The organism is Bacillus sp. mrc49 (genome assembly GCF_002803435.1).
On record NZ_PHNG01000800.1, the window covers coordinates 108,854 to 134,929 of the forward strand.

The 26,076-nt window shown below is 41.8% G+C and carries 24 protein-coding genes and 2 riboswitches; of the genes, 10 read left to right on the forward strand and 14 right to left on the reverse strand.

The window, feature by feature from the left end:
- Positions 1-63 precede the first annotated feature (63 nt).
- The 5 genes from CVN76_RS26845 to CVN76_RS26865 form a co-directional block, all read right to left on the reverse strand.
- On the reverse strand, positions 64-951 hold the full coding sequence (locus CVN76_RS26845; protein WP_100533745.1) for a PucR family transcriptional regulator: 888 nt from the start codon (positions 949-951) through the stop codon (positions 64-66).
- Between the two features lie 324 nt (positions 952-1,275).
- Complete coding sequence (locus CVN76_RS26850; RefSeq protein WP_100533746.1) at positions 1,276-2,382, reverse strand: iron-containing alcohol dehydrogenase family protein; 1,107 nt, start codon at positions 2,380-2,382, stop codon at positions 1,276-1,278.
- 75 nt (positions 2,383-2,457) lie between these two features.
- Complete coding sequence (locus CVN76_RS26855) at positions 2,458-3,279, reverse strand: MetQ/NlpA family ABC transporter substrate-binding protein (protein WP_100533747.1); 822 nt, start codon at positions 3,277-3,279, stop codon at positions 2,458-2,460.
- Positions 3,280-3,336: 57 nt separating this feature from the next.
- Entirely contained in the window at positions 3,337-4,005 is a 669-nt protein-coding gene (locus CVN76_RS26860; RefSeq protein WP_100533748.1) for a methionine ABC transporter permease, read from the reverse strand.
- Positions 3,992-5,008 (reverse strand): methionine ABC transporter ATP-binding protein, encoded by a 1,017-nt coding sequence (locus tag CVN76_RS26865; protein ID WP_100533749.1) that lies wholly within the window; start codon positions 5,006-5,008, stop codon positions 3,992-3,994. The genes CVN76_RS26860 and CVN76_RS26865 overlap by 14 nt, the downstream gene beginning before the upstream one ends.
- A gap of 69 nt (positions 5,009-5,077) precedes the next feature.
- Positions 5,078-5,184: riboswitch (SAM riboswitch) on the reverse strand.
- A 211-nt stretch (positions 5,185-5,395) separates the two neighbouring features.
- Between CVN76_RS26865 and CVN76_RS26870 the strand changes: the two genes are divergently transcribed.
- The 4 genes from CVN76_RS26870 (at position 5,396) to CVN76_RS26885 (ending at position 13,011) form a co-directional block, all read left to right on the forward strand.
- A complete protein-coding gene (locus CVN76_RS26870) occupies positions 5,396-6,220 on the forward strand; it encodes an MBL fold metallo-hydrolase (RefSeq protein WP_100533750.1) in 825 nt (274 codons plus the stop codon).
- Positions 6,221-6,920: 700 nt separating this feature from the next.
- Positions 6,921-10,280: a CDP-glycerol glycerophosphotransferase family protein gene (locus tag CVN76_RS26875; protein ID WP_157805815.1), complete on the forward strand. Its 3,360-nt coding sequence runs from the start codon at positions 6,921-6,923 to the stop codon at positions 10,278-10,280.
- On the forward strand, positions 10,262-12,349 hold the full coding sequence (locus CVN76_RS26880; RefSeq protein ID WP_100533752.1) for a CDP-glycerol glycerophosphotransferase family protein: 2,088 nt from the start codon (positions 10,262-10,264) through the stop codon (positions 12,347-12,349). The genes CVN76_RS26875 and CVN76_RS26880 overlap by 19 nt, the downstream gene beginning before the upstream one ends.
- Positions 12,350-12,410: 61 nt before the next feature.
- Positions 12,411-12,609, forward strand: a riboswitch (cobalamin riboswitch).
- A gap of 162 nt (positions 12,610-12,771) precedes the next feature.
- Positions 12,772-13,011: a hypothetical protein gene (locus tag CVN76_RS26885; RefSeq protein ID WP_100533753.1), complete on the forward strand. Its 240-nt coding sequence runs from the start codon at positions 12,772-12,774 to the stop codon at positions 13,009-13,011.
- A 25-nt stretch (positions 13,012-13,036) separates the two neighbouring features.
- On the opposite strand, the gene CVN76_RS26890 is transcribed toward CVN76_RS26885, so the two are convergent.
- The 6 genes from CVN76_RS26890 to CVN76_RS26915 all read right to left on the reverse strand — a co-directional run bounded on the left by CVN76_RS26890 (position 13,037) and on the right by CVN76_RS26915 (position 18,594).
- Positions 13,037-13,225 (reverse strand): hypothetical protein, encoded by a 189-nt coding sequence (locus CVN76_RS26890; RefSeq protein ID WP_061143120.1) that lies wholly within the window; start codon positions 13,223-13,225, stop codon positions 13,037-13,039.
- A 91-nt stretch (positions 13,226-13,316) separates the two neighbouring features.
- Positions 13,317-13,520, reverse strand: a complete 204-nt coding sequence (locus CVN76_RS26895; protein WP_100533754.1) for a YheE family protein — start codon at positions 13,518-13,520, stop codon at positions 13,317-13,319.
- A gap of 63 nt (positions 13,521-13,583) precedes the next feature.
- Positions 13,584-14,780, reverse strand: a complete 1,197-nt coding sequence (locus tag CVN76_RS26900) for a YheC/YheD family endospore coat-associated protein (protein WP_100533755.1) — start codon at positions 14,778-14,780, stop codon at positions 13,584-13,586.
- Positions 14,777-16,150, reverse strand: coding sequence for a YheC/YheD family endospore coat-associated protein (locus CVN76_RS26905; RefSeq protein WP_100533756.1), 1,374 nt, complete (start codon positions 16,148-16,150; stop codon positions 14,777-14,779). Before CVN76_RS26905 ends, CVN76_RS26900 begins: the two co-directional genes overlap by 4 nt.
- Positions 16,147-17,217 carry a YheC/YheD family endospore coat-associated protein gene (locus CVN76_RS26910; protein ID WP_100533757.1) on the reverse strand — a complete coding sequence of 357 codons (1,071 nt, stop codon included), beginning with the start codon at positions 17,215-17,217 and terminating at the stop codon, positions 16,147-16,149. The genes CVN76_RS26905 and CVN76_RS26910 overlap by 4 nt, the downstream gene beginning before the upstream one ends.
- A gap of 3 nt (positions 17,218-17,220) precedes the next feature.
- Positions 17,221-18,594, reverse strand: a complete 1,374-nt coding sequence (locus CVN76_RS26915) for a YheC/YheD family endospore coat-associated protein (protein WP_100533758.1) — start codon at positions 18,592-18,594, stop codon at positions 17,221-17,223.
- A gap of 455 nt (positions 18,595-19,049) precedes the next feature.
- On the opposite strand from CVN76_RS26915, the gene CVN76_RS26920 reads away from it, so the two are divergent.
- From CVN76_RS26920 to CVN76_RS26930, 3 genes are all read left to right on the forward strand, one after another.
- The gene (locus CVN76_RS26920; RefSeq protein ID WP_061143115.1) at positions 19,050-19,406 is read left to right on the forward strand and encodes a YlbF family regulator; all 357 of its coding nucleotides are present in this window, start codon (positions 19,050-19,052) and stop codon (positions 19,404-19,406) included.
- A 121-nt stretch (positions 19,407-19,527) separates the two neighbouring features.
- Positions 19,528-20,394, forward strand: a complete 867-nt coding sequence (locus CVN76_RS26925) for a Cof-type HAD-IIB family hydrolase (protein ID WP_100533759.1) — start codon at positions 19,528-19,530, stop codon at positions 20,392-20,394.
- Between the two features lie 128 nt (positions 20,395-20,522).
- On the forward strand, positions 20,523-20,777 hold the full coding sequence (locus CVN76_RS26930) for a transcriptional regulator SplA domain-containing protein (protein ID WP_057912515.1): 255 nt from the start codon (positions 20,523-20,525) through the stop codon (positions 20,775-20,777).
- A 174-nt stretch (positions 20,778-20,951) separates the two neighbouring features.
- Here the strand turns inward: CVN76_RS26930 and CVN76_RS26935 are convergent, their stop codons facing one another.
- Complete coding sequence (locus tag CVN76_RS26935) at positions 20,952-21,404, reverse strand: DinB family protein (protein ID WP_232732487.1); 453 nt, start codon at positions 21,402-21,404, stop codon at positions 20,952-20,954.
- Positions 21,405-21,643: 239 nt separating this feature from the next.
- On the opposite strand from CVN76_RS26935, the gene CVN76_RS26940 reads away from it, so the two are divergent.
- Positions 21,644-22,042, forward strand: coding sequence for a hypothetical protein (locus CVN76_RS26940; RefSeq protein ID WP_100533760.1), 399 nt, complete (start codon positions 21,644-21,646; stop codon positions 22,040-22,042).
- Positions 22,043-22,110: 68 nt separating this feature from the next.
- Here the strand turns inward: CVN76_RS26940 and CVN76_RS26945 are convergent, their stop codons facing one another.
- Positions 22,111-22,989 carry a dimethylarginine dimethylaminohydrolase family protein gene (locus CVN76_RS26945; RefSeq protein ID WP_198512662.1) on the reverse strand — a complete coding sequence of 293 codons (879 nt, stop codon included), beginning with the start codon at positions 22,987-22,989 and terminating at the stop codon, positions 22,111-22,113.
- A gap of 160 nt (positions 22,990-23,149) precedes the next feature.
- Here CVN76_RS26945 and CVN76_RS26950 point away from each other — a divergent pair, with 160 nt between their 5' ends.
- Both CVN76_RS26950 and CVN76_RS26955 read left to right on the forward strand, forming a co-directional pair.
- Positions 23,150-24,766, forward strand: a complete 1,617-nt coding sequence (locus CVN76_RS26950; protein ID WP_100533761.1) for a long-chain fatty acid--CoA ligase — start codon at positions 23,150-23,152, stop codon at positions 24,764-24,766.
- A gap of 103 nt (positions 24,767-24,869) precedes the next feature.
- Positions 24,870-25,661, forward strand: a complete 792-nt coding sequence (locus tag CVN76_RS26955; protein ID WP_442857613.1) for an enoyl-CoA hydratase — start codon at positions 24,870-24,872, stop codon at positions 25,659-25,661.
- Positions 25,662-25,735: 74 nt separating this feature from the next.
- Here CVN76_RS26955 and CVN76_RS26960 read toward each other — a convergent pair whose 3' ends face one another.
- Positions 25,736-25,924, reverse strand: a complete 189-nt coding sequence (locus tag CVN76_RS26960; protein WP_100533763.1) for a YhzD family protein — start codon at positions 25,922-25,924, stop codon at positions 25,736-25,738.
- Between the last annotated feature and the right edge of the window lie 152 nt (positions 25,925-26,076).

The window sequence follows — 26,076 nt, forward strand, 5'->3', positions numbered from 1 at the left end:
AGAAAAAAGTATGTGCACATTGCACAAAAAAAGGATAATGATCCTTTTCTTGCATACTGAAAGTCAATCATTCAATAACATAAGCAAGTAAGCAGTCAATGCGTGCCGAAAGTTTCTTATATCGAGTCCTGTCCTCTCGGTGAATTTGTCTATCCGGTACTGCAGGCTGTTCCGGTGTATATAAAGCTGTTTGGCGGCATGTGTGGCATTGGAATTGCACTCGATATACGTTTTGATCGTATTGATAAGCTCTGTATCCTTCCTGGTCTTGCCAAGAATCTGATTGATATACCATTGCGTATTCGCATCAGATTGCCGATTCAATAGTATGTAGGGGATGATATCGGCCAAATCGGTGACCTTCAAGTCCGGCAACTCAGCTTGTGCCAAAGCAAAACATTTTTTCTCCCGCAGCCGGTGGTTATGGAGGTCTTGGCTGACAAGGTGAAAGCGCCCGGTGAACATCCGCGTCTTTACATAAAAATCACTTTCCAGTGTAGAGGAGATGGCAAGCAGGTCGTTATTCGATAATGCCTCACCTTTGTCCGTTTCAATCAGGATGCCCTCCGTCTCATTGTCCCAGATCAAGGCAGCGTCGGATGGCACGAAAGCAAGGCAGGCATCTTCAAAATCAGGCTGGGAAAAATCGGCATGACTCAGCTTGAAGTGAATGAAGCGCACGTTTTCCCAGCTTGTTAAAGGCAAGGGTGCATTCGGTTCGGTTAAAAAAGTATTCCAAGATGGTTCTGAAAACGTGGTGAAAGGGGTATGGTCCAAGGAAGACGGGAAAAGCAGCTCCAATAAACGGGTTTCCTCAGCTGTGATTTCAAAGCGGGGGATGCCGAGAATGCTTCCCCTTGAGTCCTCGAACCAAACAAATTCAGAGATGTCATCTGTATCGGCTTTATTGTAAATCGCATTGGGGAACTTTTGTTTAAGATTTTCAAGCACTATTCTTCACCTTCTTTCTCCCTATCATTATAGCGAAAAAGAATAAAGTTCAAAAGAATAGGATGTACCAGGTTTTTTTCAAAAAAGGAAACTCATGGTTCTAAAAGGGAGTTCAAAGAAAAATTACAATTATTCGTATCGTTTATTCCTATCTTTCCCACTATGCGGTGTTCAGTGATTTTGCTATGCTCATCATCATTTTGGCTGGGACCGTTTTTAATAGATGAATGTACAGGAAGTAAAAGGGTGAGGCATATTTTGCAATCATAATATGCCTCACCCTTTATTTTTATGGCTTTTACGATGTGGGTCGTGGATCTCCTATTAATTCATGGAGTTGCTCGCAGGGTTTGTAAGGACTTCAAGGTTTTGCATGGCTGCTGCCACTTTTTCCATGGGTATATTTGGGAAAAGGAGGTGGATGGCTTCACCCTCCATTACAGATAGGGCGGCCATTTGCTGTAGTTCCGCTTTATGCTCCAAGGTAAGGCCGATTTCGGATAAAGTCCTCGGCAGCTTAAGAGACTCGTAGATGGGGAGTAGCTGTTTGATATCCGAGAATTTTCCTTCTAACAATAACTGCACCAAAATGCCATATGCCACTTTTTCCCCATGCAGTAAATGATGAGTTTGTTCAAGGGAGGTCATGCCGTTATGAATGGAGTGGGCACCTGCAATTCGCAGGAACTGGTCACCAAAGCCACCCACTAGGCCACTCGTGACGATATTCGTTTCGATTACACGCTGAAGGGCATCCGTCCATTTTCCTTTTTTCAAATCCTCCAGGGCTTCTTCTCCATGTGTCAATAAAACTTCCTGGCATTGCTTCGCGGCCATGTGTGCCAATTCAATGCAGGTGGACTTGGTCGCAATTTTCTCTACGAGTGCATTGCCCTCATACCATTTCGCCAATGTATCACCGATTCCTGCCCGGAGATAGGCAATAGGCGAGTCCAGCAGTATTCCTGGCTCGATCAGTAACATCCAGGCGCTTTTTTCATGAATATCGAACCGCACATAAGAACCGTTACTATCATATATGACGCTTATGGGTGTCCAAGCGGCACAAGTGGAAGCGAGGGTCGGAATGAGGATGATTTCCTTGCCAATGGAGTTTCCCGCTGATTTGGCAAGGTCGAGCAGCTTGCCTCCGCCAATTCCGATTAAGGCATCCACGTTTTCTTCCTGTGCGAACTTAACCACACGCTCAATCTCAAGATCACTGCACTCCCCATTATATTTTAAAAAATTCGTTTCGACATTTTCTAATGCAGGAAAGAAGGGTTCAGCCACTTCCCACGATTTGTCTCCGTGAATAACAAGCACTTTACGTATGTTTGTTTTATTTAGTTTTGTTTCCAGCGTATCGAGAATATTAGCCATGCAGGCATAGTAGGAGGGACCGCTGCGGACTTCCAGTAGGGTATTCATCGTTTTTTTCTCCTTCATGTAAAGGCCTGTTCCACAAAAAGGGACGCAGGCCTCGAATTATGTTTTTTGGGTCGGTCACTTCATCCAATCAGGTTTTCCGAAACCGACGAAATTGCTATCGATCACTTTTTCAAACTCGGAGGACTCTACCACTTTTTTAATATCCTTGGCATATTGAGCGTCTACATCCTTTGTATTCACGGCGACGACGTTTCGATACATATCTGGCATATTTTCCAATACAAGGGCGTCCTCAAGCTTCATTTTTGCTGCAAGCGCGAAGTTGCCTGGCACCGCGGATAGGTCGACACTTTCCGTTGCCCGAGGCAATTGGGCGGATTCCAATGGCTTGAATTGGATATTTTTAGGGTTTTTCGTTACGTCTTTTTCAGATATTTTTAAAGGATCGACATCTGGATCGACTTCAATCAACTTTTCATCGACCAATACTTTAAGTGCACGTGCAAGGTTGACCGGATCATTTGGCAAGGCCAAGGATGCGCCGTCTTTAATGTCTTTTAACGATTTAAATTTGCTCGAGTATATCCCCATCGGTGCTGTAGGAACGATGATAAGGTCAGAGAGCTTTAGATTATTTTCTTTCGCGAAGTTTTCCATATACACTTTATGCTGGAATAGGTTTGCGTCGATCGAGTCGTTGCCAAGCGACTTATTCGGCTGGATATAATCAGTGAATTCAACGATTTCCACCTTGTAGCCGAGATCCTCCAGACCTGGTTTGATGGCTTCATTGACCATATCGGCGTATGGGCCGGTGGTCGCCCCGATCTTCAATTCTTTTTTGTCTTCGGTTTTTGGGGATGCATTGTCGCTTCCGCAAGCCGTCAAGCCAAGGGCAAGGGCACAGACCGATAATAACGAAGCTATTTTCTTCATATAAACTTCCTCCTAAAAATGTTATGTATGGTTTGAATCATGGGTAAATGAAAGATTCTATCGTTTGTTCACTAAATATGACGCTTTGTCGCCAAGCATTTGGATGATTTGTACAAGGCAGATCAAGACGACGATCGTCGTGATCATGACCGTATTATCATAGCGGTAATATCCGAACCTGATGGCCAGGTCACCAATTCCGCCTCCCCCAATCGTTCCTGCCATGGCGGAATAACCGATAAGTGAAATGGTCGTTAATGTAAGCCCTTGGATGATACCCGGTTTTGCCTCAGGCAGAAGTACATCTTTTATGATCATCCACGGCGTGGCACCGACGGCGATTGCCGCCTCAATCACCCCTTTGTCTATTTCGCGCAATGCCGATTCAACGATCCTTGCAAAAAAAGGTATCGCGGAAACGGAGAGGGATACGGAAGCAGCCTTTGGTCCTATCGTCGATCCCGTAAGCAAATTCGTTAAAGGAAGGAGGGCGACCAAGAGAATGATGAATGGAATGGAACGGACAATATTGACTACGAAGCCGAGAGAACGATTCAAGACACTATTTTCGAAGAACAAGTTCCTCGTTGTCGTAAACAGTAATACGCCAAGCGGCAAGCCGATAAGAAGGGCAACCGCCAGTGAGACACCCACCATATAAATCGTTTCAATGAATGCTTTATTAAGGTCAGGCAGGATATTGATGATGGATTCAAGCAGTGACATGTTTTAGCACCTCCACAGAGCTGGTACGATTCTTTATATAGGCTAATGCCGAATGGATTTCAGCAGCATCGCCATTCAATTCGATGATCAAAATCCCTAAAGGTATATCCTGAATATACTCGATTTTCCCGTGCAGGATATTACCCTTTACCGAATAAGATTGTAGGGTATCGGAGAGAATCGATTCACCTGCCGTTTGCCCTTCGAATTGAATTTTTATGATCGTGCCTTCACTTTCTTCAATCAAATGTGAGGGAAGCTCAAAATCCAGTACACTGCTTATGAATTTTTTCGTTAACTCCTCTTTAGGCTGTGAAAATATTTCATAAACGGAACCTTCTTCTATCACCCGCCCATCCTGCATGACCGCGACCCGATGACACAGTTCCTTGACCACTTCCATTTCATGTGTAATCAATACGATGGTGATGCCAAGTTCGCGACTGATTTTCTTCAGTAGCTGTAATATGGCTTTAGTCGTAGTGGGATCAAGGGCTGAAGTGGCCTCATCACATAACAATACAGTGGGATCATTGGCTAATGCACGAGCGATTCCGACCCGCTGCTTCTGGCCGCCGCTAAGTTGGGCGGGATAAACATCCTTTTTGTCACTGAGTCCTACGATATCCAACAGTTGTAAAACACGTAACGTAATGGCTCCCTTCGATTGATGCGCTGCCTTCAAGGCAAAAGCCACATTTTCAAAAACGGTTTTGGAACTGACAAGGGAAAAGTGTTGAAAGATCATACCGATTTTTTGACGTTGCTTACGCAGTTCCTTGCTAGATAAAGATGTTAAATCAGTTCCGTCAATGATGATATTTCCTTCTGTCGGTCGTTCAAGCAAATTCAAGCAACGAAGTAATGAGCTTTTTCCTGCTCCGCTATAGCCGACAATTCCATATACTTCCCCTTTTTGAATGGTTAAAGATACGTTATCCACTCCGATAACTCGGTTTTTCTTCGATATGTATTCCTTCCTGACTGAACGGATTTCAATCATGAGCCAACCCCCTTAAGCATAAAAAAAACTGTCTCTATCATTCAGAAAGAGGCAGCGAAATTATATCTCGTCTTATCTTTCAGAATGCAATCATTCTGCAGGAAGTGGCACCGTTCCCGATTGGGGCGGTTGCCGGACATCACAGGGCCTGATCCCTCCGTCACTCTTGATAAGTAAATTATTATTTTGGAATATTTCATTTTTTTTAATATATTCTATAGTATTTGTTAATCACCTCATTGTCAATGAATTCTGTGATTTTAGAATAATTTTTTTTCTTGTTTCATTAATTCCTTGTCAAATGGGGGGGATGGTAATACATTTATTGTAATAAAAAGAAAAAACGTGGAGTGCAGCTATCTTATAAAATGAAGGATGTGCAGGTTCATGATAGAGGTTAAGAAGGTAAATGATGTGGTTTGTGTGCACGGAATTCCGGGGGGAGTCAGGTCGGGGATGAGCGTTTATGTGTTTCTAACGGACGGTCTTCTAATTGATACGGGCGCTCAGATTTTAATGGATGGACTCATTCCTTTCTTTGAGTCAGCCGACTTCGATTCAGTGGCCCTTACGCATTATCATGAAGACCATACGGGAGGAGCCGCCTGGATTCAGGAACATAAAAAGGTTCCTATATTCATTCATACGATGTCGGTTGAAGCTTGTGCGAAAGATGCTGAATATCCCGCTTATCGTAAAATGTTTTGGGGAAGGCGGGATGCTTTCAAAGCTGAGCCGCTTGGGGAGTCCGTTCATTCCCGAAGCCAAGCATGGGAGCCGATTTACACCCCTGGTCATGCGCATGACCATATGGTGTATTTGAATCGCAGTACCGGCATGCTTTTTTCAGGCGATCTTTTCGTCACTCCAAAAACAAAACTTGTTCTGCGGGAAGAGTCCGTTCCGGTAATCATTAATTCGATAAAAAGATTGCTTCACTATGACTTTGGGGAGATGTTTTGTTGCCATGCCGGGCATGTTCCGAATGGAAAAGAAATGTTCAGAAAAAAACTCGATTATTTGGAAAACCTCCGTGGTGAAATTTTGCTTTTGCATGAACAAGGACGAACGGTGCGTGAAATTCAGAATCTCGTTTTACCCCATCGGTACCCCCTTATAGAGATATCGGAGCATGAATGGGATTCGGAGCATATCATTACATCGATATTGAATGAAAATGTTCTGGATGCAAGTGAGAAAACTAGGAAGTAGGTTATATTCCCAAGAGGATGCGTATTCAGTTCCTGACAATTGACTGATGGAAGGAAGAGTGAGAGGTTTTCATGCTTGTAAAAAGTGTAATAAGCCATTTAGACTGTAGGTAAACTCGCAAATAATGGAGGCTGCTTACAGTTATTTTTGTTGAATGAGACCGTGATTATCATTAAGAGGTTGGACTGCGATCGTTCTTTCCACTTCATGCCCTCGCTTATCCGCGAGCGGTCCGTTCCTATCTGTTTTCAAATCGATAAAAATATTTTTTGCGCGAACGGATATAAGAATTTGTTTGAGTGCATGTAAGCTGTTTAGAGACAAGTACAGAAGGTAGCAGGTCCGAGTCCCTTTATTATAGGGGGTTGAAGCATATGGATCAGGAATAATCACCTAAAAGAAGGGGAGTAAAAATTAATCAGTTGAACAAAATTGATTTTCTAAAATAAGGAAAAAACACCCACTTTGGTCTCATGAAGTTTTGATGTTATTCGCATGATTTGGTATAATTTTATGTTTAGAAGCATGCAATCTACTAAATGATAAAAAGGACCACAATATATTAATTTATGGAATTATTAGAATATATTTTAAGCAAGGGATTGTCATGTACAATAAATAACGACTGTTTTCTTATAGGATGATAGTCAAAGAGAATGAACAAAGTGCTACATTACATGGAAAAAAAGGTGATCAACTAGTGGAAGCGATTCATGCAACCGATTTTAATTTAAATGGCTCAAAGATTGAAATAATCCTGAATGGAATTATAGAATCAGCCAACTTGATATTTCGAAATAATGATACAAAGGAGGAACATATTTACGAGCATGTAAATTGTGAAAGTTTGAACGAAGAAACCCGTTTGACCATCACACTTGATAATATGAACTGGCCAGATGTCCATAGGACAACGTATACCATATTGCTTAAAATGAACGAAGAGTTGTTCAGACTGACAAAGCCTACAATTAAAAGATTGAAGAATCGATTGTTCGCCCGCTCTTATTATCAAATTTCACAAACGGAAACTGCGACCATCTTTCTGAACAAAAAAAATACCCTAAGTATAATGTACGGTAATTCAGCAAGCGTATTCCGTGCCTCCTGTAAAGTGGTTTCAGATACTTTACATATTACAGAGATGGAAGTGGCAGGAGATAAGGCAAGGTTTTTCCATGAAGAAGGGGAGTTAGGTAAGTCATTACTCACTATATATGATCCTGTCACCAAGCATACCTCAGCCATTGGAGCAGTGCAGGGCGGAAAGAATTCACTGGAAGTGGATGTATCCAAGCTGGCTGAAATTCCTACGGCTGCCGATGTGTACGTGGAAGCGAAAATCGGCAAGGTTTTGAAGTCATTTAAGCTTCTGTTCCATCCAAACCTTGTTCAGACACATCGTGAGCTCTCCTTTTACGAAATGGATTCTCTAAGTGATGCAATCGAAAGCCAAAAGACGCTGTACTTTGATGAATTCGAAATAAAGGGTGACCATCTTCAAGTTCGTTTGATGGAACCTTCCTGTCAGTCCGCTTCCGTCGTTTTTGAAAAGAGTACATCGGTGGAGTGGGTACAAACGCACGAATTCAAGCAAGATGGGCAACGATTAATCATTGATTTGAAAAAAATATTTAACGATCGTTTCTTTAAAGAGGGTCAAAAGTGGAAGGTTTATGTCAAAGAAGTTATGGCCGGGGAAGTGCAGGTAAGGAAATTAAAACACTTTTCAGCACCTAAAGCTCCTCAAATGGGACAGGTACCTCTTGAAGTCGTAAAAACCCAGGCAATGGCTTATATATCGCCTAAAGCAGAGTTGGGAATATTATTAGGAAAAAGTGAAGAAAAAATCAATAATGCGAGTTTCTATATTACGAAAAATAGACTGCCCATGCATGACTTAAGCTTTCATAAATATGAATTGTCTTTTTCGATAGAAAATATCCAAGATGCCGATATAAACTCCGTGCAGATTGTGATGAAAAATAGACAAAGCGGTGAAATTCATCGGGTGCCGGCTACCGTGAACAGAAACTCCCGGAATATTGGACTCCACTCAAATTTGGAATCATTCATTAGATGCGGAATCACCCCATCTAGGTGGGACGTTTCCATTGAGATAACGTATGCGAATATTATGGAAGTGAATCGGGTTGGTTTTTACGATCAAAAGAAACTTCCGATGGAAGAAAGGTATTTACGTTCGGTCGAGGTCGATGAGGAGAATGTTTTTACACCGTATTTAACAGCACGGAATGAACTCTCTTTTGTTATCGGTACAGAGTTTGCGCTTCGGCATGAAAAATTAAAGTCAAAAATTCTAATTAAGAATGTGTCTCTAAAAAAATCGATACTTGAAATCGAAATAACGCTTTCCTTGCCAGACGCTGAAAGTTATCAAGTGAAGGGAATGCTACTCAGGCATCGTAACAATGAGGCATTTGCGCAGTTCCCTGTTACTGTAAAGAAGAAGAGCATACTAGCCAAAGTCAATTTGGCCGAACATGAATTTGAACAATTTTATTGGGATTTCTACGTATTGGTCGACGTTGAAGGCGAGGATTACGAAATAAAGCTTAAGCGTCCAACAGACCATGTCCGGAAAAAATTGAATGGGACAATCAGGGATCATTCATACCAAAAGGATGCCGATCATGTCGTATACCCTTACATTACAAGGAGCAACTCCCTTGCCTTAACATATAGAATGAAAAGCTTATATGAAGCGCCAATCTACAAGTGGAAAGAAAAATTTTCCTACATCCTTTATCAAATGCTTAATAGGTATTATGACCATAAAAATATCTGGCTCGTGTACGAGAAGATGTCCGAAACTGCACAAGATAATGGCTACCACTTCTTTAAATATTGCTACAACGAAAAACCGGAAAGAAATGTCTTTTATATCATTAAGAAAGATTCTCCTGATATGGCCAACCTTAAAGGGTATGAGGACCGTGTAATCCATTTCATGAGCGTTAAACACTTGGTGTACTTATTCGCTTCCAAATTACTCATCGCTTCTGAAACCAAGGGACATTCCTATGTGTGGCGTGTACAAAAGGGCAAAGTGATGGAGTATCTGAGAAGAAAGCGGATTGTCTTCCTGCAACACGGAGTTCTTGGTTTAAAGAAAATAGACAGTACGTTAAATAAGGGATCTTCAGAGGAAGTGGATTTGTTCGTTACCTCTTCAGATTTCGAAAAAGAAATCGTGAAAAACTATTTTGGATATAATGAGAAGGATATCATCGTAACCGGTTTAAGTCGCTGGGATGACGTAAACAAAGAAGAAACTCCGATAAAACGCCAAATATTCTTGATGCCTACGTGGAGAAATTGGCTTAATGAAGTGTCAAACGAAGAATTCATCGAATCGAATTACTTTAAAAATTATATCGGTTTATTGAATTCCGAGAAATTGATGGATTTACTTAGGATGCACGATGTCGAATTGAAATTTTATGTCCATCCCAAATTCCAGCCATTTATCGAACAATTCCATACAACTTGTGACCAAATCGAGATCATCAAGTTCGGTGATGTCAATATCAGCAAGTTGATCCGTGAATCGGCGCTTTTGATCACAGACTACTCAAGTGTAGCTTGGGATATGTACTATCTTGAAAAACCGACAATCTTTTATCAGTTCGATCTTGAAGAATATACGGAATTACAAGGAAGCTACATGGATATGAACAAGGAGTTATTCGGTGATCAGGCACTTGATCCGGATGAATTGATCACTTCCATTGAAAATAGCGTGCGTAACAACTTTGAGGAACAAGATATCTTCAAGGAGAAAAGAAGCCATTATTTTGCTAATATCGACAATAAAAATAGCGAACGTATATATGATAATATTGTTAAAAATGAAAAAAGATTGAGGCCAAGGAGAGTTTCCTTCTTTAAAAAACTCTCAAAAGTGACCGTGCTGAGAAAGCTGTGGCGCTTGGCGAAGCGAGGGAAAGTAACAAGGAAGCTGGCTTTTTCATTAAGAGATCATTTAATGAATCTGAATGAAAGGGGGATACGCGGCCTATGGAACAGAAGAAGATAATCACGGTGGATAATCTCATAAGTGAAGACGAAAAAATTTCCTTTCAATGCAAGGACCCCAAGTCACTGAATATCATCGGCATTGAAAAAACCATGAAAATCAGATGGACCTTCGAGACGGAAATGATCGATTCCAAGATCGTCATCCACCTGAAAAATTTTTCCGCAGAATATTATCAAGCGGCATCCAGATGGGATTTGTATATGGAAGCAAGTGGCGAATTGCATCGAATACAAATTAGCGGGGGAAAGAATGAGTATTTCCATTCGATCCCCTCTATTGGCGTTCAAGTGATCACCCCTTATATTACGGCATCAGGCGGACTGAGCATTGTCATCAAACAACCGATCCACCTGTCGGATGAGGTCCTTTCAGCAAAACTATCACTGAAATCCTTGCGTTTTAAGGGTACTATTCTGACGGGTACCGTACGCCTTGAATTGAAAGAGGAATATGAACTGGTTGGAATGGTCCTAAAGCAGAGGGATGTTTCGGATAACACGCAGTATATATTCCCTGTTAAAGGAAAAGGTCATAAACTGTCTTTTACAATCGATGTTAAGTCGATGGAATGGCGTCCGTTTTATTATGATTTCTATTTAATGGTCAGGGTAGGGGGGAAGGACCACTATATTCGTTTGAAGAACCCTACGTGCATGGCCTTGAGAAAGTTGAACAAACGACTTTTTGGCATGTCCTATACCTTTGATAACGGATATTGGGTATATCCATATTTGACGGCATCAGGCACTGTGGCACTGACTTATAAGGAAAGAACCGAGTACGAGACGAACATGCACTTTTTTAAAGAAGTTCTGGCTTCGTGGGTTTATAGACTGCTGCTTCCCTACTATAAAAAGAAAAACATTTGGCTGATTTACGAGAAAACCGCTGACAGGGCTCAAGATAACGGATACTACTTCTTTAAATACATCTATGAAAATCATAACCGTCAACAAGCATATTACATCATTAAACCTGATTCGGAAGATTACCCGAAATTGGAAAGCATGAAAAATAGAGTCGTTGAATTCATGAGCTTTAAATATATGGTGTTCATGTTTGCCGCACAGCTATTGGTATCCTCCGAAACTAAAGGGCATGCATACGACATAAGAATTCAAAAGGGCAGGATCAGAAAAGCGATGAATTATAAGCCGCTTGTCTTTTTGCAGCATGGCGTTATCGGATTAAAAAAACTTAACAGCATCTTTAAAAAATCCAGCATTAACGCACCAAGCCTTTTTGTCGTTTCCTCACCCGAGGAAGGCAAGATCATCCAGAATCATTTCGGCTATAACAAAAACGAACTGATTGTCAGCGGCCTTCCCCGCTGGGATGTCATTGAAAATAGATCGAACGGGAAAAGGATTTTAGTGATGCCGACATGGCGCGTATGGCTTGAAAACTTACCTTTTGAGGAAGTGGAAAAGAGTGAGTATGTACAAGTATTCAAAACTTTTTTACAATCAAAAGAATTGAGCAGGTTATTGGAGCAGCATGATTTGACGCTGCATTTTTATTTGCATCCTAAATTCAAGGACTTTATCGAACATTTTTCCATTGATAATCAGCGGTTCACGATTTCCAATGAAGAAGACTTGAATACCTTATTGATGGAAGCATCGATGTTGATTACGGATTACTCGAGTGTCGCCTGGGATATGTTTTATCAAAAAAAACCTGTTGTTTTTTACCAATTCGATCTCGAGACATACAATAAGTATCAAGGAAGTTATATGAATATGGATAATCAATTATTTGGTGATCAGGTATTCACTACAGAAAAGTTGATTTCGACGATTAACGCCTATGCCGAAACCGGTTTTGCGGAAAAAGAAGCATTTGGCCAGTTAAGGAAAACATATCTTCCATATATCGATCATTCCAATAGCCGCCGGGTCTATGAGCAAATTCATGCAAAGCAAGGTCTGTTGAAAAAAATTAAACGCAAGCAGCGGATTACAAGGATTTTGAATAACCCTTTTGTACGTTCACTTTGGAAAAAATTCAACGGTATCAACTTCGTTAAGGGAATGGCGGAAACCATAAGGCTGAAAACGAGATGATCGTTCATCGCGTGAGCGGATTGTAATCCAGGAAATAATTTGATACATTTAAATGGAAAACTAAATAAGTCTAGAAACGGGTGCGGATATGAAACATCTATTTATCTGCTTAAAAGGGAAGCCGGTTGGAATCCGGCGCTGTCCCGCAACTGTATATGTGAGCGATTCGAGTGATGCCACTGTTTTCTGCAAAAGGGAATGGGAAGGTTCGAAAAGCGTTGACCATGAGCCAGGATACCTGCCTGTTTTTAGCACATCATCAAATGCCTACGAGGATAGGGGATGTTACGTGCGAAAATTGGCAAAAGCATGCTTTCATTTTTAAAAATGAAAAAACATGTTTATTTTTGTTATGCTTCGTTTGCATTCAAACAACTTCCTTCCGGGAAGTTGTTTTTTTATTTTTTAAGGGGGGAATACAAATGTTTGGAACGGTTAAATATTTCACGGATCATCTTAAAACCCAGGTTATGTACAATTTTTCGGGAGGGGAAACGATTTCTTTAAGCGGAAATCGTGAAAAACTTACAGAGGAAATCAATGGGCAAACAATAAGTTCCGCTGAAAAGGAATTATTTTCCCGTAATCTGGAAGTCGCCTATGAGAGTGTGGTTCGAGAAATGTTCGGGGAAACAGTCCTGCTCCAAAAAGAGCTCTCCTAAAAGAGAGCCCTGGCAATAAGGTCGTCTATTTATTGATGTTAGGATCGGTCTCGTCATAGAAATCATGTGCTTCTTCAATGTTCCGAAGATCAGCGGCCTCATAAACATTGCCGCCTGCCAAGCCTTCATTGATATAGCGATCGATGTCAAGGAAGGCGGAATCCCGTCCATCATACTCGCTATCCTTTAAAAAAGTCATTTTTTCTTTGTCCAAAATAAATCCCTCCTAACCTTTTCATTAGTATAGGCAATAGAGGGATTTTTATTCTTTTCAAGCTTTCCTAAAAGCAATTGGACGATACGGTTTATTCATAAACATGATAGACCATCAAGTCATGTATCATGGTTTTGAGTTTCGGTTCATCTTCCATTGCAGGTGGGTTGGCTGTCCATTCGATGGTTCCATCTTTATGATATAAAGCCTGGATGGATTGTCTATTGTAATAAAAGGAAATTTTCCACCCTGGCAGGTTCTTATGCAGCGGTGCCCATTGAAAATGACTGATCATATGTATTACCTCCATATATGCTGTCTCACATTACATTATAATGGAAAACGGCAGCAGGAGGTGTTATTTTATTTTCCTGTTGGAAAAAGTTAATTCCATGAAAAGGTTTTTTAAATGTAAAAGCCGATTAGCTTCGATTTCCTCTTCGTCGAATTGCATGGGCTTGGAGTTCACTTCGTAAATGAAGAGCGAGCCCGATTCGTCTTCACCGATATCAATCGAAAATTCGCCGAGAAAGCCAATTTTTTTTGAAAGAATTTCTCCGCATTTTTGGGCGATTCTAGCCAATGTTGAATTTAGCCTTTTTGATTGCAGGTTTTGATAGGGATAAAGCTTACCGCCTCGAGGAGTGTGTGTAGTGATTTCCTGCAGTTGTGACATTCTTACAGCTTTGCCCGTTACTTTATAAAAGCCTTTTTCATAATGGACGAGAACCCTGTAATCGTAACGGTGACCAAGAAGTTTTTTTGGTACGACCGCCCGCTGAGCCAGGTAATTTCTTTTTAATAAGTCCTTTTTTTTCGTTTCCCAGAAAGAAGCGAAATTCGAGAAAGTCTCGCTGTGTTTCAGGCTGTTGAACAAAAGTGTATCATCAGGATTTTTGCGGAGGGTGTAAATGCCTTTTCCCTGGCTTCCTTTACAAGGTTTTAAGTAGATGTGCCGATGTGTATCAAGGAATGACTCCAAACATTCGCGCTTTTGCAGGATCGCTGTTGCCGGCAGGTGCTTGGTGAGGGAGCCATCATCCATCAAAGCTTCGAACATTAGATATTTATCCAGGAAACCTGGATTGAAAATGTTCACATGGTGCTCATTGAAATGGCTCATGAGTGATTGGAATTCTGCCGAAGCCTCATAGCCCCTGGAGGGTATACGATTATAAACAATATCAGGAAGCGGCATCTTACACTCGATCCACTTGTTTGAATCGGATGAAAATACATAACCTCTCATTGAACCGGAAGCAAATTCCTTTCCCGTGAATGCATAGGGTAAAATCCCATGTTGGAAAAGATACAATGATAAATCCTGAAAAAGGGCCAAGTTACCGCCCAACCCTGTTTCCTTTTTCGGATTGAACGAAGTCATTATTCCAACAACGAGCACCCGGCTTCCCGGAAATTCGGTGATCGGGCAGAGTCCTTGACCTGAAAGCTCATTGCTATAGTTTATCTCTTCATCTGCAGCACCTGCAAAAAGTACTGTATCCTTTTGATCATGGCACCAAGTTTCCGAACCGCTATCATAAAAAATATTCATCGCTGCACACTAATGGCGTTTGTAATCGTCTGTTCAGTCAAATAAATGGCATAATCGAGGCTGAGCTTTCTGGTCAACAATTCGAATTCCTTCAATTTGGGATGGGAGAAGATGGAGCGTCCTGGCTTGGAATTCGCTTCAAACATCCAAACCTGCCCTTTTTTATCCAACCCAAAATCAAATCCGATTTCCGCTATGATGCCATCCAGATGCTTTTCCATGCTTTCGCTTAATAAGAGTGCTGCTTCAGATAGTTTGCGTTCCACTTCTTTTGCCTCTTCGTCATCTCCAAACAGTTCGGCAACCGTTTTGATGACCCCGCCGCTTTTAATATGGGTTGTGACACTGCCTGCGCCGGCAATTTTGGCGGCAATTGCGGTTACTTGCCATACTCCATTACTGTCCTTGTTAGTATGAACCCGGAAATCGACTGGTCGTTTTTCGGAACGGATGAGTGAGATGCCCTGTTGGACGATAAGATTCTCTAGCGGTCGGTCATGAAATAGGTGTTTAACGATTGATTCCAGTGTGGAGAATTTTTGTAATTTATTCTCCCTTGCTTCATTTGTATAGCGGCAATAGTAAACATTCTCATGCTTATCATAAAGGATCTGGTGTATGCCGAGGCCGAGGCTGCCATGAATGGGCTTGATATAAACCTGTCGATAATGGGAAAGAAGCGTCTCTACCACGGATATGGATTGAAATGGATAGGTTTCAGGCAGATATGGCAGTGCCTGCTCATCTGCACATAATCTTTCATTTACGTCCCATTTATTGAAAAACCCCGGATTGAACCATGGAATGGTATAGTCTTTTTGGAATTTCTGCTTCACTTCTTTAGGGCCGTCGCGATTTTCGGTCAACCGGTTGGGAAGCCGATCATAAATGACGTTAGGAAATGGGAATTCCTGAATGTGCCAATTATCATTCTCGAACACATAGCCCTTGATTGTTTCTTCATCCCAATTGATGACATTCTCCCCAAAAATGAAGGGGATGCAGCCTGTAGTCCGGCTAAGTGAAAGAAGCTTTGAGAAAAATGGCGATCTTTCACCTAGAGGTTTGTTTGACAGGCCAGTGAAGCCTGAAGAAAAAATACCTACCAAAGGGCCGATATGGATGGTCTTGCCGTATATGAATAAATGAAGGGGGATATCGGTCAAATCGAATTTTAACGATTCCGCGAGACTTTCCGATAGGACGATGGATTGATTGATGGCCGGGTTTTGTTTCACACTGGCAGGACATGAATGCTGTCCGAAATATATCAATTCGATCTCTGCCAGATCTCCAAGTTCTGAAGGGTAAAAGAGAACGTTGCCAGGGATGACGGCGATTTCGACAGGAAAAGTCTTTCTCACTTTCATTCACCTGCCTTCTGAAGATGATTAGCTAAATATTGGCTATATTGCAACGGTGCCCGATGAATATCCTTCATATTCTCCGGCTGCAGTGCCTGGATGATTTTCCTTCCGGGTTTTGAATTAATGTCCATTATCCATAACTGGCCCTTTTTATCGATGCCTAGATCGATTCCCAATTCGAATAGTCTTTCAAACACAGCCTCGATTTCGGCAGGCAGGGTACGGAGTATATGCTGGATCTTTTGTTCGACGGCAATCGAAATGGTTTCCGGATTTTTTTTGATGAAGGCATCCAATGTTATGGCTTCTCCGCCTGTTGCCAAATTTGAGGTGATTCCATCCTTTTGGCCGGTGCGAATCCCTCGGCCCCGTTCCACCCATTGGTTCCTCTCATTTTTTTGCAGCAGGATGCGTAAATCGAACGGTTCATGTTCTTGGTTGCAAAGTTCCAAATATGGCTGGCAAAGGTATTTGTATCGATTCAATAAATGCTGCAGCCATTTGTTCAGCTGTGATGTAGAAGTGAATTGGCGATCATATTTCGTGCCTTTTTTTGTCATGGATACCAAAGTGCCGTCATCGTTTTTGGAAAGAAGGTAAATTCCCGTACCGCCTGCACCGAATTCAGGCTTGATGATGATTTTATCCAGGCGCTCCAGATGACCGATAATATCTTCAGATGTAGATACTTGGACGGTCTCTGGGAAAAACGCTTGAAGAAGGGGGTGCTTTTTCAGGGTTTGATAAACTTCCCACTTACCAGGAAGCCCGAGCCCTAAGAAGCTGGAATGTTCCTTTAACCAATTGATTTTATTTCGTGTTTCCGATGGTTGACGCGATAGACCATGGAAACAGCGATCATAAATATAATCAGGAATATTAAAAGATGCAGCAATCCACGTCTCCTTTTCTGGATCAAACCGTTCGCCCCGCACTTTCTTAAGGTCACTATCAATATTTTCGGGCGTGAATTTACAAACGGTCATATTGAAGGGTTTTGCCGTTTTAGCTATTTCGGTGAAGTAGTGGTTTTCATGTGAATCCGACGTTGCCATTAATCCGATTAACACGTGTTAGCAACTCCTTTTATCGATGTTTTCGCTGTTGAGGGTCAGCATGAAATCTATGATGGATTTTACTGAAGGGCGGAAGGTTTCATAATTGCCCTGAAATTTTTTCGAAGGTTTGGAATTCACCTCGATGATCCATGGATTTGTATCGACATCAAGTGCTAAATCGATTCCCAGCTCCCCGAAAGATTCGTCATGGTGTTCAACAATTGCCTTGGCCGTGTTTTTAGCCAGTCGTATCAGTTTTTGATACAAACGGCCAGAATCGGGGTAATCAAATGCTTCCTTGAGGAAATCCGAGCCGTTTTTCATCAAACCACCTTGTGCAAGATTGGAAACGATGGCACCTTGTTCCCCTATCCGTGCAACCATTGATGAAACCTTCCAGTTTAGCAGTTCGTTTTGATGAAGAAGGATGCGGAAGTCCACCTTTCTTTGATCGGTTTCGTATAAGGAAATCCCTTGTTGCAGAATGAAGGTTTGCTTTCTGGATAGTTTTTTTAATGTATGGAACAATTGCTCATCTGAGTCGGCAAAAAGCAGTTCCTGTTTTTTTCCGGAGGGCTCGATTTTCCATTTTCCAGATACTTGCGTTAATCTGCATATATTTTTACCTTGACTGCCTGATACCGGTTTAAAATAGATAATCGAATGCCTTTCTATGAAGGTCAGGAATGTCTCCTGTTCGCCAAAAAGTATCGTATCAGGCAAATTTGACAACAGCTCACTTTCTAAGCTCAGAAGCTGATGAACATCATATTTGGAAAGGAACCTCCCGTTGAACATCGGTATGGATTGTGCCTTGAGTTCAGTTTTAAACAGCTCGAATGATGGCGATGCTTCAAGCTTTCGTGAATGTATCCGGTTATAAAACACATCAGGAATTGGGATAGTCAAGGTTTGCCAGCCCTTTTGTCCCGCGACAAAACCTTCGATTATCCCTTCTTGAAGAGACTGCACTTTCACTAAATAGAAGGGGATGCCTTGCTGATTACAATAAGATGTCATTTCCTGATAGAATTTTTCCATCTCCCCGAAAGTTCCGTCTTGCAACGGAGATTGATTGGTGAGAGCAGCGAAAGAAGGGCCTATTTGAATTTTCCTTCCTTCCGGATGAAAAAAAACGGATATTGGATCTGAAAAGGCAGGCAGTGATAAAAATTGATTCATATCATATGAAAGTTTCAATGTAGGCCCTGATGAAGGGAATGGCTGCACAAGGACCGGGACAGATCGGCATCCAGCCATGATCGTAACGGGTTCTCCGAAATGAAGGCCCCATTCCCCAAATAGCTTTTCTTCGATAAACAGGAGCGCCTTCTTTCTTGTCACTGCAGGGTTTACCGTAATGAAAACCTTCTGATGGTTAATATTCATATCAATTCCCCGTTTGCACTAAGTTTGTTAACCCTTTCCAATTAAATGATGGGCAAAAGTGGATAACACATTCTATGTTTTTGAGAGTAGAAGGTGTCATGATGCCATCGTTTCATACAATATAAATCACATGTCAGTGGCAGCTGATGTCCACCAGTCATCCAATGTATGTTATCAAGCAGCGGTGTTACTTTACAGAATATGAAAATTTCCGTTCAGACAGAAGTAAAGAACGGGTACAACAGAAAAAAATCCCTCTTAATGATGGATGAAGCAATGCCACGAATCGAAAAAAAAACTCGGTTGATATTCTTGAATATACAAGTGGCTGCTGCTTAGATAACGTCGAATTCCACGATTATCAAACTGTTTGATAAGGAAGACGTGTAATTCGCAAGCGGATTTGTTATAGTGGAAAAGGTGTAGGAATACAATGATACCGGGAGGGGAAATACATGAGTAACGTATATGATGCAGCGTATGAAATGGAAAAGGCAATCCGGGCAAGCAATGAATATGCTGACTTGCAACGATTATATGATCTTGTCAATTCCGATGAAGCAACAAAAGGAATGTTTGAAAACTTCCGCAATCTGCAAATGTCATTGCAGCAAAAACAAATGATGGGCCAGGAGATCGCTCCTGAAGAAGTGGAACAAGCACAAAAGACGGTACAGCTAGTCCAACAAAACCCAACCATTTCTCAATTGATGGAAGCTGAGCAACGGATGAGTATGGTCATCGCCGACCTCAATAAAATAATCATGAAGCCGCTTGAAGATTTATACGGCTTGCCTGAACAAGAGCAATAAGCTACTGTTACTCCCAGCCTCAAAGTGGTTGGGAGTTTTTTTATATGGACCACTATTTGTTCTACTCTGTAAATTTTAGTCATAAATTTTACAGAGGATATTACAGATGGGGGAGATCAGCATGGTATATCGTCTACTTGCGGTCAATATCGACGGGACGTTGCTCCAGTCTAATGGCCGTTTAAATAAATCGACTAAAGAAGCAATCGACTATGTGCACCAAAAAGGTGTCCATGTTGCACTAGTGACGTCAAGAAACTATCATTCAGCAAAAAAAGTGGCCAAAGCCCTAAAAATAAATCCGATGATCGTTGCCCAACAAGGAGCTTTTGTGGGAGCTTCCATCGAGAAGCCCATGATGGTAAAAAGAATTTCAGAAGAACTGACCGCAGAGCTCGTCCAAATGCTTGAAAAAACCGTTTGTCAAATTATGCTCATTCATGAAAAATACTCGCTTGGCAATCGGGTGAACCTCCCTGAGAATTTGCTTGGCAAAACGGTCATGTATTTGAATGATCAAAACTTTTATGCTCAAAATTATGTGGATGATATCAGTGAAGAGCTGATTGATAAGCCAATGGCACCAACGAAAATGGATATTGTATTTTCAGAACAAAGTGATCGAAGCGATATGCTGAAATTGATAAAGGAAATGTTCCCTGAGGTGGATGCGGTTCTACACCCAGGCCATAAGATGACAATCGTTCCGAAGGGGGTTTCGAAATGGAGTGGCGTGCTTTATTTAGCCGACCATTTAGAGGTGAAAAGGACGGAAATCGTCTCGATAGGAGATGGATTGGATGATATGGAGATGATTGCCGGATCCGGTCTGGGAGTTGCCATGGGCAACGCGGATGCGGAAGTGAAGAATGTGGCCAAATGGATCACTCGCTCCAATGACCAAGACGGCGTTGCGTATATGCTGAAGGAATTTTTCCGCAAGCAGCATCCCATCGAATTTTTGCAGAAGATGAATATGCTTAAATGAAACATGAGGCTCCTTCATTCATTAAAGAGGGAGCCTCAAGATTTTTGGGGACTTAGCATCATTTCATAAATAATTCTCCGCACCTTTCCGTAAACTATAGAAAATCAGCAAAGGAAAGGAAGGATATTATGGGAGTAATCAACGCGAAAGAAGTACAAGTAGGAGACGAGGTATTTGTGATCTATAATAATCCCCATGTCCCAACCGTTTCCAATATAAGGGCCGCGGAAATCGTTCCCCATCCAAAGGACCCTAATGCTGTCGCTTTATTCCTGAACGATACATTCCATACAATCGAGGACGATGATGCCTTATTCTCCTCCGAAGCCGCAGCCGAACAAGCATATAATGACTTTATTGAAAATCAGGATCAGTTAACGTAAGGACTCACCCAAAAGCAGCCCCCGCTTCCTTAGCGGGGGCTGCTTTTGAATTTCCTCGCAAATGCCAAACTCATGAATGAAAGCCAAAATTCGCGAGTAAAAGCACAAAACTCGCGAGAAAAATAATAAAAAAGCTGTCATCCATTTAAAAAAAAGGAGTGACAGCTGGCAGAATTATTGATTAGTTGATTGAATGATGATCTTCATTGCGTGAATTTGGCCAATGTGATTAACTTCGTGCTGGACTACGAAATTAATGAATTCGCCTATAGTTTCCATTCCCATGAAAGGTTGTGCGGCTTTTTCTGTCAGGCGTTCTTCGGGAATTTCAAGCAGGCGGCCAAGTTGTTCTTGCAATTGTTGTGTCAGTGTATCGACTGAAGGTACATCGCCGGTCCAGGCGGCAGGTTTTGAGCCATATCCGAATAGCTGGCTGTAATTGGCAGGCAAAGTGCTGCTATCATCCAATAGGAACTTTTCCGCTGCGGTAAGAACGTGTCCTAGATGCCAGTGGATGGTATTATTAAAACCTTCAGGCTGTACATCCATAAGTTCTGGAGTGACTCCCTCGATTTCTTTCAAAAGACTTTTGCGCATCATTGTCAGTTGGTTTTTTACATAATTCATTTTACATTCCCCTTTAATCTATTTTCTAGGTAACTTATAGAAGTATAACAAGGTTATTGGTACATAATCAATTTTCCTTCCTTGGAAACAATGTCAGAATGCAGGTTTGGCTATATCCAAAGGGAAAAGCCCGAATTTATTACGTCCCGCTAACTCCGCCTATTGATAATGTACGGGGAATAGTATAATGAAAAATAATATGGATAATTAATCCACTAATGTATAGGGAGATGACATGGATGAAAAAGAAGCCATTTATACTAGCACTTAGCTTATTGCCCATAGCGTTAGTGACAGGGTGTTCAACAAAGGAGGAACATATCTCGATTCAAAAACTTGAAAACAAAACCTACCATTTCGAGGCCTATAAACAAGAAATAGAAAAGAGAGATTCAGAAAAAGCAAAGGAAATTTTGAAGAATGCGGATTGGCGTGAATATGTGTTGGAGAAAGACCATCCTAAGGCGGATTTTATCTTTTATTTTAATGATGATAAAAATGAAGGGAATATAGCGGTGTATTATGTTTGGATTAATCCCGATGATCATGTAACTGAATTGACGCGGGATCAGCATAAAAAACACGTTAAATTGAATCGTGATGATTCAAAAACCATATTAGATTTGCTAAACGAATGAATAGCCAGCCAGCGAAAGGAAAACCGGACTTCCTGATTGGGATGTCCGGTGAAGAGCAGGGTTTCGTGCTAGGCAAGTCCTGTCATTTTTTTCGTTGTCCGCAATAGAGGCATGGTACAGCAGCGGAAAGAGCCTCCTGACTTGATGATTTCACTTATATCGACTTCAATGATTTCATATCCTCGTTGACGTAGCTGACGATTGACTTGTTCATTACAAGGCAGACTGAATAATTTTTTATTGCCAATGGAAAGTACGTTGGTTCCCAATGTGAATTGTTCTTCTTTTGTCACTTCAATTAAGTCATAGCGCGAAGCTAATAGATCCAACTCTTTTTTTGTGTGGGCTTCAGGAAAAATAAGCGCCTCTGTCGGTGAAATCACATTGAAAACACAGTCTAGGTGAAGGAACTTCTCAATGAAGGGAATGGCGATAATATCATATTCCGGTAACAAGGACTGAAGGTGCTGGATGGATGTTTCGTCCGTCCGATCACTGACCCCGATATAGATCGTTCGGCCATCAATGATGACATCGCCGCCTTCAATATGATTTTTGTGAAGGTTGAAAAACGGAATATCATTCGTTTCAAGCCAGGATTTCAAGATAAGTTCTTCGCCCTGCCTGATATTTGTAGCCATTTCTGCTACGTAAACCGTGTTGCCGAGAGTGAATCCGATATCTCTTGTAAAGACTTGTTCTGGATATGTACTTTCTGGAGGCAGTTTAATGACCTCAATTCCTTCTCGTTCAAGTGCCTTGGTAAAATTGGCATGTTGCTCCACGGCGCGTGCTTGATCTATATTTTCCTCCATGAACTCCTTTTGCGTTTCATTAATGATGTCACGAATCGCCATATGACGAGGTTCACAGACAATCACCCGTGATAGCTTTGAATATTCACTCGCACAATACGCCTCTAATTCTTCGTTTATTCTATTTACCATCAGTGAGCTCCCTCTAAATATAATTGTATCTTTACTATTACCTTTTTTTTCTAGAAAGAAACATAAAAATTCAATCAAAATAAACCTCTAGGGAAAAAGGATTATTTTTTTTCTGGTCGAATATATAATGAAGGCGTTTTCATATAAGGGGGAGATTGTAATGATGGATACTCCGTTGATCATGACTCAAATCATTGAAAGAGCGGAAAAGTATTTTTCGAAAAAAGAAGTAGTTTCGCGTACGGATGGTGGAATCCATACTTATACATATGCCGAGATCGCAGCACGCACAAGAAGACTTGCAAGTGTATTGGGCAAATTCGGAATAAAGACGGGTGATCGTGTCGGGACGCTTGCCTGGAATCATCATAGGCATCTGGAGGCTTACTTTGCTATTCCATGCTCTGGAGCCGTCCTCCATACCATTAATATGCGTCTTTCTCCTCAACACGTTTCTTATATCGTTAATAGTGCAAAAGATCGGTTATTATTGATTGATCCCGATGTGATCCCTTTATTGGAAGCGATTAAAGATGAGCTGCCGACGGTGGAAGGATATATCGTTATGACCGATAAAGCCGAGCTTCCCGAAACATCCCTGTCACCGTTATACCATTACGAATCATTATTGGCCGAAGGGAATCCAAAACAGCCATTCATCGAGGATTTGGATGAGAACGCTCCTGCGGGCATATGCTACACTTCCGCCACGACAGGGAACCCAAAAGGTGTGGTTTATTCACATCGCGGGATATTGCTGCATGCGATTGCACTGGGGCTGGCCGATTCCACTGCCATCAGCGAAAGGGATGTCGCCCTTCCAGTCGTGCCCATGTTTCATGTCAATGCTTGGGGCATGCCTTTTGCCAGTGTATGGTTCGGGACAAAGATGGTTTTGCCTGGACCGTATTTCACACCGAAGATATTGGCGGAGCTGATAGAATCGGAGAAAGTCACCATTGCGGCCGGGGTACCGACGATCTGGCTTGGGTTGTTGAAGGAGCTTGAAGAAACCAGCCATGACACGAGCAGCATTCGCGCAGTGTTATGCGGAGGTTCGGCTGCACCCAAAAGCATGATTAAGGCATTTGAACAAAAACTTGGAATTCCGTTTCTGCATGCCTATGGGATGACGGAGACAAGCCCGCTCGTTTTCATTTCCAAACCAAAAAGCTATCAGGAAGGCCTGCCTGAAGATGAGCTTTATGAATTGAAGGCTAAGCAAGGCCTTGTCGCGCCAATGATCGAAATTAAAGTGGTCGGTCCTGACGGGGAAGTATCACCTGATGGAAAAGAAATGGGCGAATTGCTGATAAGGGGACCTTGGATTGCAGACGAGTATTTTCAAGATGAACGTACAGAGGATACGTTCAAGGATGGATGGCTATATACAGGCGATGTCGTCACGATAGATGAGGAGGGATTCGTGAAGATCGTCGATCGGACCAAAGACCTGATCAAAAGCGGCGGAGAATGGATTTCTTCGGTCGATCTGGAGAATGCATTAATGGCCCATGAAGGGATTTTTGAGGCGGCGGTCATTGCGGTTCCTCATGAAAAATGGCAGGAGCGCCCGATTGCCTGCGTTGTTTTGAAAGATGCATATAAAGGGCAAGTGACCGAGGAAAACATCATCGAATTTTTAAAGCCGCAGTTTGCAAAATGGTGGCTGCCGGATGAAGTGGTCTTTTTGGATGAGATTCCAAAAACGGGGGTTGGAAAGTTTCTGAAGCGGGCCTTGCGAGATCAGCTTCAGGATAAATATATAAAGAATTAATGAAGTGATTTCATATAATCATAACTTTTCACCCTATTCCGATAATTATCGGGGATATATAATTAATTTATGGGATAAGAAGAAGGAGGAAGAAAAATTGAGTATAGATTCGACATCAGCTGCAGGTACTGTATTAGTCACTTATTCAGACAGGACAGCTACAGTTTCCATGAATCGCCCAGAGGCGATGAACGCGTTAAATCCGGAAATGCTGCATGATTTCATTATCGCGCTTAAGGAGGTAAGTGATAATGAAGCAGTGGACGTCGTCATCTTAAAAGGGAATGGGAAAGCCTTTTCCGCGGGCGGAGATATCAAGATGATGCTCTCTCCTGGAAAAGAAAACGCTTTCGACAATTTGATGGATGGCATCAGTGAATTGGTGACCACGTTATATTTCATGCCTAAATTGACGATTAGCGCCATTCATGGAGCTGCAGCAGGGCTCGGTTTGAGTATAGCTCTTGCAACGGATCACCTTATTGCAGATTCGGAAAGCAAGGTTGCGATGAATTTTATCGGAATCGGACTGATTCCGGACGGCGGAGGACATTTCTTCCTTGAGCGCCGTCTTGGTGAAGTGGGCGCAAAGGAATTGATTTGGGAAGGCAAGGTGCATACGGCGCTCGAGGCTAAAGAAAAGGGCCTCATTCATGAGGTGGCAGACGGAACCTTGGAACAGGCGGTGGAGAGAAAAGTGCAAGCTTGGCTGCAAAGCCCGATTACTGCCATGATTAAAACGAAAAAAATCCTTAGTGAAAAAAATCGGCCATTATTGATTAAAATGCTTGAGATAGAAAAAGCGGCACAAATGAAAATGCGTCAAACGGCGGATCATCAAGAAGGAATAAAAGCTTTCGTCGAGAAAAGAAAACCGAATTTCACCGGTAAATGATAAATATGAATCAGAAGAGGCCGTCACGCCATTGTGACGGCCTCTTGAATTATATGAGTGCGCTTCCAATATTGTCAGCGGTGAAAAAGCAAGAGCGCTCCTGCTGGGGATATGCATCGGTGTGTATGGTCTTGATAGTTTTTTTCGGTCAAAAGCTTGTGACCTAATTCTTTTGCATTTTCATCATTTTCGGCGGTAAACGATTCATCCAATAGTTTTTCCCCCGACGGTTCAAATACGGTTAGCTTGTATAGTTTGCTCATGTTCAAAAAACTCCTTTTTCGAATTTGTATAGATGATCATGATAGAAACGGCTAAGAAAATTCTATCATTATCTGTCAATTTTGACTATTATTATCTGAAAGAAATATAGGAAACCAAAGGATATTGGAGTATAGCGGGATTTTATAAAAAA

What these genes read in the sequence shown, in the direction of transcription:
- CVN76_RS26850 (WP_100533746.1), bottom strand. Translation starts at nt 2,382, where the DNA reads ATGAATACCCTACTGGAAGTCCGCAGCGGTCCCTCCTACTATGCCTGC.
- CVN76_RS26855 (WP_100533747.1), bottom strand. Translation starts at nt 3,279, where the DNA reads ATGAAGAAAATAGCTTCGTTATTATCGGTCTGTGCCCTTGCCCTTGGC.
- CVN76_RS26860 (WP_100533748.1), bottom strand. Translation starts at nt 4,005, where the DNA reads ATGTCACTGCTTGAATCCATCATCAATATCCTGCCTGACCTTAATAAA.
- CVN76_RS26865 (WP_100533749.1), bottom strand. Translation starts at nt 5,008, where the DNA reads ATGATTGAAATCCGTTCAGTCAGGAAGGAATACATATCGAAGAAAAAC.
- CVN76_RS26870 (WP_100533750.1), top strand. Translation starts at nt 5,396, where the DNA reads ATGATAGAGGTTAAGAAGGTAAATGATGTGGTTTGTGTGCACGGAATT.
- CVN76_RS26880 (WP_100533752.1), top strand. Translation starts at nt 10,262, where the DNA reads ATGGAACAGAAGAAGATAATCACGGTGGATAATCTCATAAGTGAAGAC.
- CVN76_RS26885 (WP_100533753.1), top strand. Translation starts at nt 12,772, where the DNA reads ATGTTTGGAACGGTTAAATATTTCACGGATCATCTTAAAACCCAGGTT.
- CVN76_RS26895 (WP_100533754.1), bottom strand. Translation starts at nt 13,520, where the DNA reads ATGATCAGTCATTTTCAATGGGCACCGCTGCATAAGAACCTGCCAGGG.
- CVN76_RS26900 (WP_100533755.1), bottom strand. Translation starts at nt 14,780, where the DNA reads ATGAATATTTTTTATGATAGCGGTTCGGAAACTTGGTGCCATGATCAA.
- CVN76_RS26905 (WP_100533756.1), bottom strand. Translation starts at nt 16,150, where the DNA reads ATGAAAGTGAGAAAGACTTTTCCTGTCGAAATCGCCGTCATCCCTGGC.
- CVN76_RS26915 (WP_100533758.1), bottom strand. Translation starts at nt 18,594, where the DNA reads ATGAATATTAACCATCAGAAGGTTTTCATTACGGTAAACCCTGCAGTG.
- CVN76_RS26920 (WP_061143115.1), top strand. Translation starts at nt 19,050, where the DNA reads ATGAGTAACGTATATGATGCAGCGTATGAAATGGAAAAGGCAATCCGG.
- CVN76_RS26925 (WP_100533759.1), top strand. Translation starts at nt 19,528, where the DNA reads ATGGTATATCGTCTACTTGCGGTCAATATCGACGGGACGTTGCTCCAG.
- CVN76_RS26930 (WP_057912515.1), top strand. Translation starts at nt 20,523, where the DNA reads ATGGGAGTAATCAACGCGAAAGAAGTACAAGTAGGAGACGAGGTATTT.
- CVN76_RS26935 (WP_232732487.1), bottom strand. Translation starts at nt 21,404, where the DNA reads ATGAATTATGTAAAAAACCAACTGACAATGATGCGCAAAAGTCTTTTG.
- CVN76_RS26940 (WP_100533760.1), top strand. Translation starts at nt 21,644, where the DNA reads ATGAAAAAGAAGCCATTTATACTAGCACTTAGCTTATTGCCCATAGCG.
- CVN76_RS26945 (WP_198512662.1), bottom strand. Translation starts at nt 22,989, where the DNA reads ATGGTAAATAGAATAAACGAAGAATTAGAGGCGTATTGTGCGAGTGAA.
- CVN76_RS26950 (WP_100533761.1), top strand. Translation starts at nt 23,150, where the DNA reads ATGATGGATACTCCGTTGATCATGACTCAAATCATTGAAAGAGCGGAA.
- CVN76_RS26960 (WP_100533763.1), bottom strand. Translation starts at nt 25,924, where the DNA reads ATGAGCAAACTATACAAGCTAACCGTATTTGAACCGTCGGGGGAAAAA.